General features: G+C 65.8%; 14 protein-coding genes and 1 pseudogene. 10 read left to right on the forward strand and 5 right to left on the reverse strand.

The genetic code is table 11. From position 1 onward, the window contains the following. Positions 1 to 150: 150 nt before the first annotated feature. The 3 genes from AC1DY5_RS18220 to AC1DY5_RS18230 all read left to right on the forward strand — a co-directional run bounded on the left by AC1DY5_RS18220 (position 151) and on the right by AC1DY5_RS18230 (position 3,663). Complete coding sequence (locus tag AC1DY5_RS18220) at positions 151 to 399, forward strand: DUF2933 domain-containing protein (RefSeq protein ID WP_478113548.1); 249 nt, start codon at positions 151 to 153, stop codon at positions 397 to 399. Beyond that, positions 380 to 1,033 carry a methyltransferase family protein gene (locus tag AC1DY5_RS18225; RefSeq protein ID WP_478113550.1) on the forward strand — a complete coding sequence of 218 codons (654 nt, stop codon included), beginning with the start codon at positions 380 to 382 and terminating at the stop codon, positions 1,031 to 1,033. Before AC1DY5_RS18220 ends, AC1DY5_RS18225 begins: the two co-directional genes overlap by 20 nt. A gap of 425 nt (positions 1,034 to 1,458) precedes the next feature. Continuing rightward, on the forward strand, positions 1,459 to 3,663 hold the full coding sequence (locus AC1DY5_RS18230) for a copper-transporting P-type ATPase (protein WP_478113568.1): 2,205 nt from the start codon (positions 1,459 to 1,461) through the stop codon (positions 3,661 to 3,663). A gap of 12 nt (positions 3,664 to 3,675) precedes the next feature. Here the strand turns inward: AC1DY5_RS18230 and AC1DY5_RS18235 are convergent, their stop codons facing one another. Then, positions 3,676 to 4,026 carry a copper-binding protein gene (locus tag AC1DY5_RS18235; RefSeq protein ID WP_478113552.1) on the reverse strand — a complete coding sequence of 117 codons (351 nt, stop codon included), beginning with the start codon at positions 4,024 to 4,026 and terminating at the stop codon, positions 3,676 to 3,678. A gap of 2 nt (positions 4,027 to 4,028) precedes the next feature. Beyond that, positions 4,029 to 4,958 (reverse strand): LysR substrate-binding domain-containing protein, encoded by a 930-nt coding sequence (locus AC1DY5_RS18240; RefSeq protein ID WP_478113553.1) that lies wholly within the window; start codon positions 4,956 to 4,958, stop codon positions 4,029 to 4,031. Positions 4,959 to 5,072: 114 nt separating this feature from the next. On the opposite strand from AC1DY5_RS18240, the gene AC1DY5_RS18245 reads away from it, so the two are divergent. The 6 genes from AC1DY5_RS18245 to AC1DY5_RS18270 all read left to right on the forward strand — a co-directional run bounded on the left by AC1DY5_RS18245 (position 5,073) and on the right by AC1DY5_RS18270 (position 12,790). After that, positions 5,073 to 6,161: a tartrate dehydrogenase gene (locus AC1DY5_RS18245; RefSeq protein WP_478113555.1), complete on the forward strand. Its 1,089-nt coding sequence runs from the start codon at positions 5,073 to 5,075 to the stop codon at positions 6,159 to 6,161. Between the two features lie 149 nt (positions 6,162 to 6,310). After that, positions 6,311 to 7,669 carry a dicarboxylate/amino acid:cation symporter gene (locus AC1DY5_RS18250; protein ID WP_478113557.1) on the forward strand — a complete coding sequence of 453 codons (1,359 nt, stop codon included), beginning with the start codon at positions 6,311 to 6,313 and terminating at the stop codon, positions 7,667 to 7,669. Between the two features lie 17 nt (positions 7,670 to 7,686). Beyond that, positions 7,687 to 8,991 (forward strand): glycerate kinase type-2 family protein, encoded by a 1,305-nt coding sequence (locus tag AC1DY5_RS18255; protein WP_478113559.1) that lies wholly within the window; start codon positions 7,687 to 7,689, stop codon positions 8,989 to 8,991. A gap of 1 nt (position 8,992) precedes the next feature. Beyond that, positions 8,993 to 10,408, forward strand: a complete 1,416-nt coding sequence (pyk, locus tag AC1DY5_RS18260; RefSeq protein WP_478113560.1) for a pyruvate kinase — start codon at positions 8,993 to 8,995, stop codon at positions 10,406 to 10,408. Between the two features lie 12 nt (positions 10,409 to 10,420). Further along, complete coding sequence (gene eno, locus AC1DY5_RS18265) at positions 10,421 to 11,707, forward strand: phosphopyruvate hydratase (protein ID WP_478113561.1); 1,287 nt, start codon at positions 10,421 to 10,423, stop codon at positions 11,705 to 11,707. 105 nt (positions 11,708 to 11,812) lie between these two features. Beyond that, positions 11,813 to 12,790: a Bug family tripartite tricarboxylate transporter substrate binding protein gene (locus tag AC1DY5_RS18270; protein ID WP_478113562.1), complete on the forward strand. Its 978-nt coding sequence runs from the start codon at positions 11,813 to 11,815 to the stop codon at positions 12,788 to 12,790. Between the two features lie 50 nt (positions 12,791 to 12,840). Here AC1DY5_RS18270 and AC1DY5_RS18275 read toward each other — a convergent pair whose 3' ends face one another. Further along, entirely contained in the window at positions 12,841 to 13,197 is a 357-nt protein-coding gene (locus AC1DY5_RS18275) for a hypothetical protein (RefSeq protein WP_478113564.1), read from the reverse strand. On the opposite strand from AC1DY5_RS18275, the pseudogene AC1DY5_RS18280 reads away from it, so the two are divergent. Beyond that, positions 13,172 to 13,353: pseudogene (locus tag AC1DY5_RS18280) on the forward strand (transposase); the annotation flags it as partial. The gene AC1DY5_RS18275 and the pseudogene AC1DY5_RS18280 overlap by 26 nt on opposite strands. Positions 13,354 to 13,405: 52 nt before the next feature. On the opposite strand, the gene AC1DY5_RS18285 reads toward AC1DY5_RS18280, so the two are convergent. Both AC1DY5_RS18285 and AC1DY5_RS18290 read right to left on the reverse strand, forming a co-directional pair. Then, positions 13,406 to 13,570 carry a hypothetical protein gene (locus AC1DY5_RS18285; RefSeq protein ID WP_478113566.1) on the reverse strand — a complete coding sequence of 55 codons (165 nt, stop codon included), beginning with the start codon at positions 13,568 to 13,570 and terminating at the stop codon, positions 13,406 to 13,408. 78 nt (positions 13,571 to 13,648) lie between these two features. Next, the coding region (locus tag AC1DY5_RS18290; protein WP_478113567.1) for a Bug family tripartite tricarboxylate transporter substrate binding protein at positions 13,649 to 14,529 on the reverse strand (881 nt) is incomplete at its 5' end.

Genomic DNA, 14,529 nt, shown 5'->3' on the forward strand with positions numbered 1-14,529 from the left:
GGCATGTCCTCGATGCCCGGCGGCCCGTCCATGCAGAAGAACATGATGCAGCGTATGGACATGATGGAAATGATGATGCAGATGATGGTGGACCGCGAGGCGGCAATACCGCCTTCGGCTAAGTAGCCACATCTGTCGGGGAGCATTGAGATGGATAYGCAAGGCCATGAGCCAAGTTTCTGGCGCTCACCCGGTGGAATCGGCTTGCTTGTMGTCGCTTTCGTCGGCGGCTTCTTCCTTCTTGCCGAACACAGGGCGCATCTGTTTGGATGGCTTCCATTCCTTCTCATCCTTGCTTGCCCGCTGATGCAYGTTTTCATGCACCACGGGCACSGTCATGGTGGAAGGCAGTCCGGAAACGACCCGTCGCGAGGCGACCATGAACAGCGCGAGCAATGACTACGGCTTGTGGAGCCTGGTGCTCCTGAACTCCGTCATCWTCATCGGGTTCGCGTACAGCTTCTTCAAGCCGKCTACGCTGCGAGACTGGAGGAGTTTTGGCGCCTACTCCGCATTCATGGTGGCCCTGTTCGCAGAGATGTATGGCTTCCCCCTTACGATTTTTCTGTTGTCCGGCTGGCTCGGTGCCAAGTTTCCCGGTGTCAACCTATTCGGGCACGAGGCTGGGCACCTGTGGTGGTTGTTTACGGGCCAGCACGGCAATCCACACGCGGGGGTACTGCATATCCTGAGCCTTGTTGCCATCTTTGCGGGCTTCATGCTGTTGTCAAAGGCATGGCACGTCCTGTATCACGCGCAGCGGCGCCATGAGCTGGCCACAGCCGGCCCATATCGCAGCATTCGGCATCCGCAATACGTCGCGTTTGTACTCATCATGTTCGGATTTCTGCTTCARTGGCCGACGCTGCTGACCCTGGCGATGTTCCCGGTGCTGGTGTTCATGTACGTCCGACTCGCCATTTCCGAGGAACAAGATTCAGAGCGCCAGTTCGGGGAGGCTTGGCGTGCATACGCCGCCGAGACGCCTCGCTTCATTCCCGCCTGGGGCGGTGGTCGCCATCGGCATGCTTAGTCGCCCGGCTCTCGTCAAGAGCGCCGAACTGTTGTCAGGGRTCGGTGCCATCGTCCTCGGAGCGGGACTGGGGTTGCTTGCGCCCTTGCTATTGCAGCGGCACGCCTTRCCGTTGCTGGGTGCTGGCGTGCTCCTCCATGGCGCGGGGATGACGCTCAAGCATCGGCTTGAGGCTGGGGGTCGCGAACCGCAATGGTGGGACCGYGSGCTGTTCTGGGCTTGCTGGGCCATATTGTTGGCGACCCTCGKGTGGGTCGCTTTSCTGCTCGTCGCGCAGCCTCAAAACTGAAGGAAACGAAACCCATGCTGGCTTGACCTTCCCATCATGGGAGGGTAGAGACTGCAGCATCACCATTGCTGGAAAGAAGATRCCAATGCCGACCGAGACCTCGTCCAAGCTTGACGCGGCCAAGAWGCACGAGCACATGGCGCATCACGGTCCTCATGACCATGGCGCGCACGCCGGTCACGCGCAACCCTCGTCGAAGAATGCGCCAAAGGYGGACTCCAAGGACATCGAGTACACCTGCCCCATGCACCCGCAGGTGCGACAGATGGGCCCGGGGAACTGTCCCATCTGCGGCATGGCGCTCGAGCCAGTCGTGGCCACGACCCAATCCGGCGACAGTCCCGAGTTGCGTGATATGACCCGACGCTTCTGGGTGGGCTTGGGGTTGACCGTCCCGGTCTTTGCGCTGGAGATGGGTGCACACTTGATGGACCTCCATCACCTCATCGGGCAGCAGACCTCGAACTGGATTCAGCTTCTCTTCGGGACTCCGGTGGTGCTCTGGGCGGGCTGGCCGTTCTTTGTCCGCGCTTGGGCGTCGGTCAAGAACCGTAGCTTGAACATGTTCAGCCTCATCGCGCTGGGCACCGGTGTGGCCTGGGTCTACAGCATCGTCGGGACGGTGATGCCGCAGGTCTTTCCGGCCGAGTTCAGAGGGCCTGACAGCGCGGTAGCCATCTATTTCGAAGCCGCCGCGGTCATCACCGTGCTGGTGCTCCTTGGCCAGGTGCTGGAACTGCGGGCCAGGGAAAAGACCTCGGGTGCGATACGGGCGCTGCTCGACCTGGCCCCGAAGGAGGCGGTGCGCGTGAAGGCCGATGGGACCGACGAGCGTGTTCCATTGGAAACTGTGCAAGTGGGGGAATCGTTGCGCGTGCGTCCCGGCGAAAAAGTGCCGGTCGACGGCGAACTCATCGACGGCAAGGGCACCGTCGATGAATCGATGGTCACCGGCGAGCCTATGCCTGTGGCGAAGGCGCTGGGCTCCAAGGTGACCGCAGGGACGCTCAACCAGACCGGTGGCTTCGTGATGCGTGCCGAGAAGGTCGGAGCCGACACATTGCTCTCGCAGATTGTCCACATGGTGGCCGCCGCCCAACGCAGCCGGGCGCCGATTCAACGCATGGCGGACCAGGTGGCGGGGTGGTTCGTTCCGGTCGTCATTGTCGTTGCTGCGCTCGCCTTCCTTGCCTGGTTTGTGTGGGGGCCCAGTCCGGCCTTCTCGTATGCGCTCATCGCTGCTGTCGCGGTGCTCATCATTGCGTGTCCCTGTGCGCTGGGCCTTGCAACGCCGATGTCCATCATGGTGGGCGTCGGGCGTGGCGCGCAGAGCGGTGTGCTCATTCGGGATGCCGAAGCGCTGGAACGGATGGAGAAGGTCGATACGCTGGTGGTCGACAAGACGGGCACCCTGACCGAAGGCCGCCCCAAGGTCGTGACAGTGCAGCCGGTGGCAGGCTTCGATGCCGGGAATGTTCTTCAGAAGCTGGCCAGTGTGGAGAGAGCCAGCGAGCATCCCCTGGCTGCCGCCATCGTCGCTGACGCGCTCGAGCGGAAGCTGCCGCTATCGGCAGTGACCGATTTCGACTCGCCCGTCGGCAAGGGCGTCGTCGGCGTCGTTGACGGCGCCCGCATCGTCTGCGGCGGCGCGAGGTTCCTGGCGGAGAACGGCATTGAGGTCGACACGCTCACCGCGGCTGCCGAGGCCGTCAGTGCCAAGGCCGCCACCGTCATATTCGTTGGCATCGATGGCCGCCTGGCCGGATTCGTCGGCATCGCGGACCCGATCAAGGCGAGCACCGCCCAAGCCATCGCCGCACTGCGTCAGGCAAACATCCGCGTGGTCATGCTTACGGGCGACGGGAAGACGACGGCGCAGGCGGTCGGTCGGGAACTGGGCATCGACGAGGTCGTTGCCGAGGTGCTTCCCGAGGACAAAGCCTCTGTGGTGCAGCGTTTGAAAGGCGAAGGACGCGTCGTCGCCATGGCAGGAGACGGCGTCAACGACGCGCCGGCACTCGCCGCGGCGGACGTCGGCATCGCCATGGGCACCGGAACCGATGTCGCGATGGAGAGCTCGGGCGTGACGCTGCTGCACGGCGACCTCATGGGCATCGTGAAGGCGCGCGAGTTGTCGCGGGCGACGATGGGCAACATCCGCCTGAACCTCTGGTTCGCCTTCGGCTACAACGTGCTCGGCATCCCGGTTGCGGCCGGCGTGCTCTATCCTTTCTTCGGCATCCTGCTGTCGCCGGTTGTGGCTGCGGCAGCCATGGCCCTGTCCTCGGTGAGCGTCATCGTCAACTCCCTTCGGTTACGAACGGCCGCGCTGGACGACTGAGGCGAGTGGCGATCAGCGGACGGATTCGATGTAGGTCACAGTCGCTTCGCCCTTCCTGATTTCAGCGTTGAATCGCACCTTGTCGCCGGGCTTGAGTCTGTCCAGCATCCGTTTGTCAGCCACGGCGAAGCCCATGGTCATCGGGGGCATGCCGAGGTTGGGCAGGTCGCCGTGCTTGATGACGACCTCTCCGTGCTCCTTGTCGACCCTCTCCACTTCGCCTTCGGTGAGGGCCATCGCGGGAAGGGTGCCGGCGCTCCAGGTCTTGCCTGGGGCAGAAGCCGGGCCTCTTGCGGTCTGCGCCTGCGCAGCGGCGAACGCCATGAGCCAGAGCGCGACGATGATGACGATGCGTTTCATCATGACTACGCCTTGGCCGACGCCGCTTGCTGCGTGAACGAAAGCGCCAGGAAATCCACGAACGCCCGCACCCGTGCAGCAAGCTGGTGGCGCTGGGGGTACACCGCGTAGATGTCGGCGTCCGGCGTGAAGTACTGTGGCAAGACCTGCACCAGGCGGCCATTGCGAAGGTAGCGCTCGATGTCCCACTCGGCCCGCATCAGGATGCCGTGGCCGTCGAGGGCCCAGTTCACCGCGATCTCGCCATCGTTGGTGGCCAGGTTCCCTCGCGTCTTCACCGCTTCGGTGCTGGCATTGCGGCCTCTGCCGCTGGCGAGGCGCCAAACGCCGTAGGCCTCTTCGCCCTGGCGGATCCCGATGCAGTTGTGCCGGGTCAGGTCATTGGGGACCTTGGGGATGCCGTGCTTCGCCAGATAGGCCGGYGCGGCGCACAACAGGCGCCGGTTGGCGGCGATGTTCCTGGCGATCACCCGACTGTCCGGAGGCGCGCCGAAACGCACGCAGACGTCGAACAGATCCTCGGTCGGCGCGGGCGGATTCACCGAGAGCTGCAGCTGGACTTCCACTTCCGGGTATTTGCGAACGAACCTCGAGATCAGCGGCGCCACGTGGCTGCGGCCGAAGCCCAGCGTCGCATTCACCCGGAGCAGGCCCTTCGGCATCGCCTTCGAAACCCCAAGCAGCGCCTCCATCCCGTCGATCTCGCCAATGATCCGGCGGGCATGCTCCAAGTACAGCTCGCCTTCAGGCGTCAGGCTCATGCGGCGCGTCGACCGATTGACCAGCAAGACCCCGATCCTCGACTCCATCAGGGCCAGGTGCTTGCTCACGGCGGGGGTGGTGACACCGAGCTCGCGCGCGGCCGCGCTCAGGCTTCCAGCGCTCGCCAGCGTCGAAAAAAAGCCCAGGTCCGCCGGCAGGATGGTTGGGGTCATGGCTGGCTCCACTGTTGAACTGAGGTTAACAATGGATTCACTTTAGCGCCGAACCAGCAGTCCGTCGAGTTCTTACATTAACTACACCCACCCACCACCCCACGGAGACACACCATGAAGACGTACAAGATCGCGACCATCCCCGGCGACGGCATCGGCAAGGAAGTCGTGCCCGCCGGCCAGCAAGTGCTGGAAGCGCTGGCCTCGGCCAGCAGCACTTTCAAGTTCCAGTTCGAGAATTTCGACTGGGGCGGCGACTACTTCCGCGAGCACGGCGTGATGATGCCGGACGACGGCCTGAACGCGCTGCGCGACAAGGATGCAATCTTGTTCGGCTCGGCCGGCGACCCGCACATCCCCGACCACATCACCCTCTGGGGCCTGCGCCTGAAGATCTGCCAGGGCTTCGACCAGTACGCCAACGTTCGCCCCACGCGCATCCTGCCGGGCATCGACGGCCCGCTCAAGCGCTGCGGCGCGGACGACCTGAACTGGGTCATCGTGCGCGAGAACTCCGAAGGCGAATATTCCGGYGTCGGCGGCCGCGTGCACCAGGGCCACCCGATCGAAGCCGCCACCGACGTCTCGATGATGACCCGCGCCGGCGTCGAGCGCATCATGCGCTTCGCCTTCAAGCTGGCCCAGTCGCGGCCCCGCAAGCTGCTGACCGTCATCACCAAAAGCAACGCCCAGCGCCACGCGATGGTGATGTGGGACGAGATCGCGCTGCAGATCTCCAAGGAGTTCCCGGACGTCACCTGGGACAAGGAACTGGTCGACGCATCGACCGCGCGCATGATCAACAGGCCGGCTTCGCTCGACACCATCGTGGCGACCAACCTGCATGCCGACATCCTGAGCGACCTGGCCGCCGCACTGGCAGGCAGCCTGGGCATCGCGCCCACCGGCAACATCGATCCCGAGCACCGCTACCCGTCGATGTTCGAGCCGATCCACGGCTCCGCCTTCGACATCATGGGCAAGGGCCTGGCCAATCCGGTTGGCACCTTCTGGTCGGTCGTCATGCTGCTGGAGCACCTGGGTGAGATCGAAGCCGCCAAGCGCGTCATGCAGGCGGTCGAAGCCGTGACGGCCGACACCGCGCTCCACACCCGCGACCTGGGCGGCACCGCCACCACTGCACAAGTCACCCGGGCGGTGTGCGACCAGGTCACCGGCGCTGCCCAGCGCAAGGTGGCCTGAGGGTCGCCGACCCCCGCCCGCGCGCAGCGGCCGGGGTCTTTTCCACCTGAACCGAGGGGCCGCGCAGCACGCGCCGCCCCCGATCCCGAAGCAGCCGCCAAGCGCTGCAGGGGTGAACTCGTGCCCACCCGTCCACCAGGAGACAAACCATGCGCCGCTTCTTCGGAAAGCTGTACGTCCAAGTGCTCATCGGCGTCTTCGCCGGCGCAGCGCTCGGCTTCTTCGTCCCCAACATCGGGAGCGACTTCAAGCCCTTGGGCGACATCTTCATCAAGCTGATCAAGATGGTGTTCGCACCGATCATCTTCGCCACCGTGGTGCTCGGCATCGCCCGGATGGAGAACATGAAAGAGCTCGGCCGCGTCGGCGTCCGGGCCCTGATCTATTTCGAGATCCTGTCGACCTTCGCCCTGGCGCTCGGCCTGGTCGTCGTCAACGTCGTCGGCCCGGGACGCGGCATGAACATCGACCCGACGCAACTCGATACCAAGGCGATCGCCAGCTACACGGCGGCCAGCGCCAAGCCCGAGGGCTTCGTCGACTTCATCCTGCACCTGGTGCCGACCAGCATCGTCGATGCGCTGGCCCGCAACGACATCCTGCAGATCCTGGTCTTTGCGACGATGTTCGGCGTCGCGTTGTCGCACATCGGGCCGCGTGCTAAGCCGGTGGTGGATTTCCTCGATTCCTTCACCCACGGCGTGTTCGCGGTGGTCGGAATGATCATGCGGCTGGCACCGCTGGCCGCCTTCGGCGCCATGGCCTTCACGGTCGGCAAGTACGGGCTCGGCTCCGTCGTCTCGCTCGGCAAGCTGATGGGCACCATGTACATCACCTGTTTCCTGTTCGTAGTCCTGGTGCTCGGCGTCATCTCGCGGATGTCCGGATTCAGCCTCTGGAAATTCCTGAAGTACATCAAGGACGAGCTCTTCACGGTGCTCGGCACCAGTTCCTCCGAATCGGTCGTGCCGCAACTGATGCGCAAGCTGGAGCATGCTGGGGTTTCCAAGCCGGTGGTCGGCCTGGTGGTTCCCGCCGGCCTGACTTTCAATCCGGACGGCCAGTGCATCTACTACACGATGGCCGCGATCTTCATCGCCCAGGCCACCAACACGCCGCTGACGATGACCGATCAGCTGGTGGTGCTGGGTGTTCTGTTGCTGACCTCGAAGGGCTCCGCCGGCGTCACGGGATCGGGCTTCATCACGCTGGCCGCCACGCTGGCCTCGATGGGAAAGATCCCGGTCGCCGGCATGGTTCTGCTGCTTGGCGTCGACCGCTTCATGTCGGAGGCGCGGGCCATCACCAACACCATCGGCAATGCCGTGGGAACGATCGCCATCGCCCGCTGGGTCGGCGCCGTGGACCGTGACCGCCTCACGCAGGTGCTCGACGGCAAGAGCGACCCGGAGAACCTCGACGAGCTGTACGAAGGCGATGACGACGAGGCGACTAATGTCAAGCCGATCCGCGTCGAGCTCGGCGGCGGCGTCCGGATCGCGGCCTGACCCGGATGCAGGCCGCCATGAACCCCGCAGAAGCCCGAAGCGTGCTGCGCGCCATGTTCGACGCCGCGATCGCCGCCGCCCAACCCGCGCTGTGCGTGCCGCGCCACCTGCCGACGCCTCCGAAAGGCCGCCTGGTGGTGATCGGCGCCGGCAAGGCCTCCGCCGCCATGGCGCGCGCCGTCGAGGATCACTGGCGCGGACCGCTGACCGGCCTGGTCGTGACACGCTACGGCTATGCGGTGCCCTGTGAGCGCATCGAGATCGTCGAGGCAGCGCATCCGGTGCCTGACTCTTCCGGCGAAGCCGCAGCGAAACGCATGCTCGACGTGGTTCGGGGTCTGACGAGCGACGACCTGGTGCTGTGCCTGATCTCCGGTGGCGGTTCCTCGCTGCTGCCGTTGGCACTGCCGGGCCTGACGCTGGAAGACAAGCAGGCGCTCAATCGCGCGCTGCTCGCAAGCGGCGCCAGCATCAGCGAAACGAACTGCGTGCGGCGCCACCTGTCGGCGATCAAGGGCGGTCGGCTGGCCGCGGCATGCCACCCGGCGCGCGTGCTGAATCTGCTGCTGTCCGATGTGCCTGGCGACGATCCGGTCGACATCGCCTCCGGGCCGACCGTGCCCGACAGCAGCACCTGCGCCGACGCGCTGGAGATCCTTCGTCGATACGGGATTGACGTGCCACCGCTGGCCCTGGCACTGCTCGAAACCGGCGAGGGCGAGACGCTCAAGCCGGACGATCCGCGCCTGCCGCCCATCGAGACCCGCTTCGTCGCGACACCGCAGATGGCCCTGGAGGCCGCGGCGGCGGTCGCCCGAGACGCTGGCCTCGCGCCCTGCGTCCTCGGCGATGCGATCGAGGGCGAGGCACGCGAGGTCGCGAAGACGATGGCCGGCATCGCACTGCAGGTGGCCCGCCACGGCCAACCGCTCGCCGCCCCCTGCGTCTTGCTCTCCGGAGGCGAAACCACCGTGACCCTGCGCGGTCGCGGCAGGGGAGGGCGCAACGTCGAGTTCCTGTTGGCGTTGGGAATCGCGCTCAACGGCGAGCCTGGCATGCATGCGCTGGCCGGCGACACGGACGGTGTCGACGGCCAGGAAGAGATCGCCGGCGCACTGCTGACACCCGACACGCTGGCCCGCGCCCGAGCGCAGGGAATGAGGCCGCGCGAGCGCCTCGACGACAACGACGGCCACGGCTTCTTCGAGGCGCTCGGCGACTCGATCGTGACCGGCCCGACGCTGACCAACGTGAACGACTTTCGCGCGATCGTGATAGCTGCCGACCACGGCAGCGGCGAGCGCGCCCACAGGAGAAACTGACATGCGAAGAAACAAACACGCGAAGATCGTCGCGACCCTTGGCCCGGCGAGCGATGAGCGCGAGACGATCCAAGCGCTGTTCGATGYCGGCGCCGACGTGTTCCGGCTGAACTTCAGCCATGGCACCCATGAAGACCACAAGCGGCGGCTCGACCTGATCCGCGACGTCGAGCGCGGCAGCGGCCGCCCGATCGGCGTGCTGCTGGACCTGCAGGGGCCCAAGCTGCGGATCGGCACCTTTCCCGATGGCCCGGTCGATCTGGTCGAAGGCCATGCCTTCCGGCTCGACCTGGACACGAAGTCGCCGGGCAGCGAGAAGCGCGTCGTACTGCCGCACCCCGAGATCTTCGCGGCGCTCGAAACGGGCACGGACCTGCTGCTCGATGACGGTCGCCTGCGGCTTCGGGTCGAGAAGTTCGGCAAGGACTTCGCAGAGACGCGGGTGGTGAACGGCGGCAAGCTGTCCGACCGCAAGGGCGTCAACGTCCCCGGCGTGGTGCTGCCGCTCTCTGCCCTGACCGAGAAGGATCGCGCGGACTTGGCTTACGGGCTCAAGCTCGGCGTCGACTGGGTGGCGTTGTCGTTCGTGCAGCGCCCTGAGGACGTCATCGAAGTCCGGAACATCGTCGATGGCCGGGCCGGCATCGTCGCCAAGCTCGAGAAGCCGGCGGCGATCGCCTCGCTCGACGCCATCGTTGTCGAGACCGATGCGGTGATGGTCGCCCGGGGCGACCTCGGCGTCGAGATGCCGGCCGAGCAGGTGCCCTCGATCCAAAAGCGGATCATCCGTGCCTGCCGGCGGGCCGGAAAGCCCGTCATCGTCGCCACCCAGATGCTCGAATCGATGGTCGGCGCGCCGGTGCCCACGCGGGCCGAGGCCTCGGACGTCGCCACCGCCATCTACGAAGGCGCCGACGCGGTCATGCTGTCGGCCGAGTCGGCCAGCGGCCGCTATCCGGTCGAGGCGGTGAAGATGATGAGCAGCATCATCGCCCACACCGAGAGCGATCCGAACTACCGCACGGCGATCGACTCCTCGCGCGCCGAGCCATTGCCTCGCACGGCAGACGCCATCGGCTCGGCGATGCGCGACATCACCGGACTGCTCAATGCGGCGGCCACCGTCGCCTACACCAGCTCGGGCTATTCGGCGCTGCGCATGGCACGCGAGAGGCCCCGGGCGCCGATCATCGGAATGACGCCCCGGCTCGCCACCGCGCGTCGCCTGGCGCTCGCCTGGGGCGTCCACGCCGTCCTTTGCCACGAAGTGGTGGACGTTCCCGAGATGAGCGAGCTGGCCTGCCGCACCGCGCAGAAGGAAGGCTTCGGCGCCTCGGGTCAGACCATCGTGATCTCGGCCGGCATGCCCTTCGGCACTTCGGGAACCACCAACCTGCTGCGCATCGCGCAGATCTGAAGGGAAACCAAAATGGCAATCATCCAACGAACCCGCGGCTTCGAGATCCTGGACTCGCGCGGCAATCCCACCGTGGCCGCCGAGGTCGTGCTCTCTGATGGCGCGAAGGGCTTCGCGGCTTCACCCTCGGGCGCCTCCACGGGTGCCCGGGAAGCCATCGAGTTGCGCGACGGCGATCCGAAGCGCTACTTCGGCAAGGGCGTCACCCAGGCGGTCGGCCACGTCAACGGCGAGATCGGCCGGGCGCTGCTCGGCCGCGCCGCCGAAGACCAGTCGTCACTCGACCGCCTGATGATCGAACTCGATGGGACCACGACCAAGTCGCGGCTGGGCGCGAACGCGATCCYGGCGGTGTCGCTGGCGGCGGCCAAGGCAGCAGCGGCGTCGAAGGGCGAGGCGCTGTATCGAAGCATCGGCGGTGCCCGCAAGCCGGTCCTTCCCTTGCCGATGATGAACATCATCAACGGCGGCGCGCATGCGGACAACAACGTCGACATGCAGGAGTTCATGATCGTGCCGGTGGGCGCGCCGCGCTTCTCCGAAGCCATGCGCTGGGGCGTCGAGGTCTTTCACTCGCTGAAGAGCCTGCTCAAGGCGCGCGGCCTGTCGACCGCGGTGGGCGATGAAGGGGGCTTTGCGCCCGACCTGGCGTCGAACGAGTCGGCCATCGAGGTCATCCTCGCCGCGATCGAGAAGGCGGGCTTCAAGGCCGGGACGGATATCGCCCTGGGCCTGGACGTTGCAAGCTCCGAGTTCCACAAGGCCGGGCAGTACGAACTCGCTTCCGAGGCCAGGCGCTTCGATTCCGCGGCCTTCGTCGACTACCTGGCTCGCTGGGTCGATGCCTATCCCATCGTGACCATCGAAGACGGCATGGCCGAAGACGACTGGGAGGGCTGGGAACTGCTGACGGCGAAGCTCGGCCGCCGCGTGCAGCTGGTCGGCGACGACCTGTTCGTCACCAATACGGAGATCCTCGAGCACGGCATCGCGCGCGGCGCGGCCAACTCGATCCTCATCAAGCCGAACCAGATCGGGACCCTGACCGAGACGCTGGCCGCCATCGCGATGGCCGACAAGGCGGGCTATTCCGCCGTGGTCTCGCACCGCTCGGGAGAGACCGAGGACACGACCATCGCCGACCTCAGCGTGTGCACCGCGGCGACGCAGATCAAGACCGGCTCGCTGTGTCGATCGGACCGCATGGCCAAGTACAACCGCCTGCTTCTGATCGAGTCCGAACTCGGCCCCGGCGCGAGATTCGCCGGCCGAGACGCGATGCGCGCGGGCCGCCCCTAGACGCGACTGCAATATTAACTTCAGGTTAACGACGGATTCACTTCCAGCCCGGATTCAACACCTTCGGCTCCCTACAGTCAGTTCACAAGCCATACGGAGACAACCATGAAAATTTCGACATTCCGCCCTCGCACCGCCCTGACGGCGATCGCCTTCGGCTTCGCGGCCTCGCTCGCCGCGGCGCAGGCCTGGCCCGCCAAGCCGATCACCCTGGTCGTCCCGTTCCCGCCCGGCGGAAGCTCGGACGCGCTGGCGCGTGCGATCACCACACCGCTGTCGCAGAGCATCGGTCAGCCGGTGATCGTGGAGAGCAAGCCGGGCGCGGGTGCGACTGTCGGCGCCGACTATGTCGCCAAGGCCAAGCCGGACGGCTACACGCTGCTGATGGGGGCGGTGCATCACACCATCGCGACCAGCGTGTACAAGAAGCTGCCTTACGACTTCGAGAAGAGCTTCGCGCCGATAACCACCGTGGCCTTGGTGCCCAATGTGATGGTGGTCAACGCCAAGTCCCCGGCGACCGACGTCAAGAGCCTGGTGGCGCTCGCCAAGGCATCGCCGGGCAAGCTGTCGTATGGCTCGAACGGCAACGGCACGGTGCAGCACCTGATCGGCACGCAGTTCTCCAGCATGGCCGGCGTCGAGCTCCTGCACGTCCCCTACAAGGGCAGCGCGCCGCTGACCACCGACCTGCTCGGCGGGCAGGTCGACATGTCCTTCGACACGCTGACGCCGCTGGTCCAGCACATCAAGGGCGGCAAGCTGCGTGCCTTGGCCGTGACCACGGCGAAGCGGTCGAGCACACTGCCCGATGTGCCGACCTTGGCCGAGGCGGGCATGAAGGACTTCAATCAGGGGACCTGGTTCGGCATCCTGGCGCCGGCAGGAACGCCCAAGGAGGTGGTCGCGAAGCTCAACGCCGAGATGGTGAAGATCATCCAGTCGCCCGAGTTCAAGAAGCGCATGGAAGAGATCGGCGCCGAACCCGTCGGCGACACCCCGGCTCAGATGGCCGCGCAGATCAAGGACGACACGAGCAAGTACGCCAAGCTGGTCAAGGACGCGAAGGTCGCCATCGATTGAGGGACGAGGCCGCAAGTGCGCGCGGTCGGAGGTGATGCAGCTTCGCCGGGCTACTTTTCCGTGCGGGGTGTGGCGGTGGCCGTCTGGATGGCTTCGATGGACACGCCGACCGCTGCGATGCGGCGCCCGAACTCGGCGTTGACCAGCGCCACCAGGGCGCGCAGTTCCATCGGTGTGACGTAGAACTCGTCGCTGCGCTGGATCTCGACGAGGACGAGCAGACTCTCGACGCAACTGAAGGCGCGATGGGCTTCCTTCAGTTGGCTGAGTTCGTCGGAAACGCCGAGGGCAAGGCTGGAGATGCGGCGGCGGAGGGTGTGGAGGGAGGCCCCCGCGGCCTCTATACAACCAAGAGCCCGGGGGCGGCGATGAAGGATGAGAGTGGCTCGATACGGAAAATCATTCAAGGCCGGGCGGTAGCAAGGTTGCTTCCGCCGGAGAGTTCGGCGCTGGAGGTGGTCGCGCGCGAGGTTGGCATTGGAGTGGGAACACTGGAGCGTTGGCGCGAGGATGCGAAGTCCATGCCCGCCCGAGGGCGGGCATGGCGCTCGAGCCTCACATTCCGCACATGTTGCGACGCAATAACTCGCAATTACCGGAGCGTTTGAGGGCCGGTCATGGCGTGGGTGGTTGCACGGCGTCGACGAGGCGTTCGGTGTGCTCTTCCCAGTCACGCAGCATCTTCTTGACCTGACGATAGTTGTCGATCGCCTGGCTCAGGATCTGCGCCTGCGGTTCGCTGACGTAGCGGGCGGTCGGCTTGCCCGCGCGTGTGCGCACCCATTGGTAGTACGGGCCGTGGCGCGGACAGCGCCATCGACGCCCCTATCGAATGCCCCCGACCCCATGGCGCGCCACCTACTCGGCTTTGATGTTGTTGTCCTTGACCACCTTGCCCCAGCGCTGGGTCTCGGTACGCATCCATTCCGCGATCTGCTGGCGATTCATGGTCGACGGCTCGGAGCCGAGGTCCTGCAGATGCTTGGCGAATTCAGGGCGCGTCACGATGCGCTGCACGGCCTCCTGCAGCTTGTCGAGCACTGCCGGCGGCGTGTTGGCCGGCGCCAGCAGCCCCTGCCAGGAGCCCGTGACGAAGTTGGGGATCTGCGAGGCGACGGTCGGCACACCAGGGGTCGCCGCAAACGGTTTGGCGCTGGTGACCGCAATTGCCTTGACCTTGCCGCCCTGCACCAGCTGGTTGGTGGCGACCACGCTCGCCATCGCGCTGTCGATCTGGCCGCCCGCGAGGTCGGCCAGGGCCTGGGAGCCGCCTTTGTAGCCGATGACGTTGAATTCGAAGCCACGGTCCTGCGCGAGCAGGATGYCCGCAAGCTGGCTGATGGAGGCCAGCGGCGTGCCGAAGCTCACGGGCTTGCCGCTCTTCTTGGCGTAGGCGGCGAGTTCGTCGATGTTCTTCACCGGAAGATCGTTCCGGACCACCAGCAGGTGGGGTGAATAGGCCGGAATCGTGATCGGTGTCAGATCCTTCTGCGGGTTGTAGCTGAGCTGCGAAACGACGCTGGGACCGATGGTCAGCACGCTCATGTCCAGCAGCAGCAGGTTGTAGCCGTCCGGCGCGGACTTGGCCACGAAGGCCGCGCCGATGTGGCCATTGCCGCCGGCCTTGTTCTCGACGATGACCGGCTGTTTGAACATCTCGCCCAGCTCCTTGGCCAGCAGGCGACCCAGCACGTCGGAAGTGCCGCCGGCTGGGTTGGGCACCGTGATGCGGATCATCC

The organism is Variovorax sp. P4_D9 (assembly GCF_056401695.1).

Coding starts and splice junctions, on each gene's coding strand:
- AC1DY5_RS18250 (WP_478113557.1), top strand. CDS start 6,311: ATGCGCCGCTTCTTCGGAAAGCTGTACGTCCAAGTGCTCATCGGCGTC.
- AC1DY5_RS18270 (WP_478113562.1), top strand. CDS start 11,813: ATGAAAATTTCGACATTCCGCCCTCGCACCGCCCTGACGGCGATCGCC.
- AC1DY5_RS18235 (WP_478113552.1), bottom strand. CDS start 4,026: ATGATGAAACGCATCGTCATCATCGTCGCGCTCTGGCTCATGGCGTTC.
- AC1DY5_RS18255 (WP_478113559.1), top strand. CDS start 7,687: ATGAACCCCGCAGAAGCCCGAAGCGTGCTGCGCGCCATGTTCGACGCC.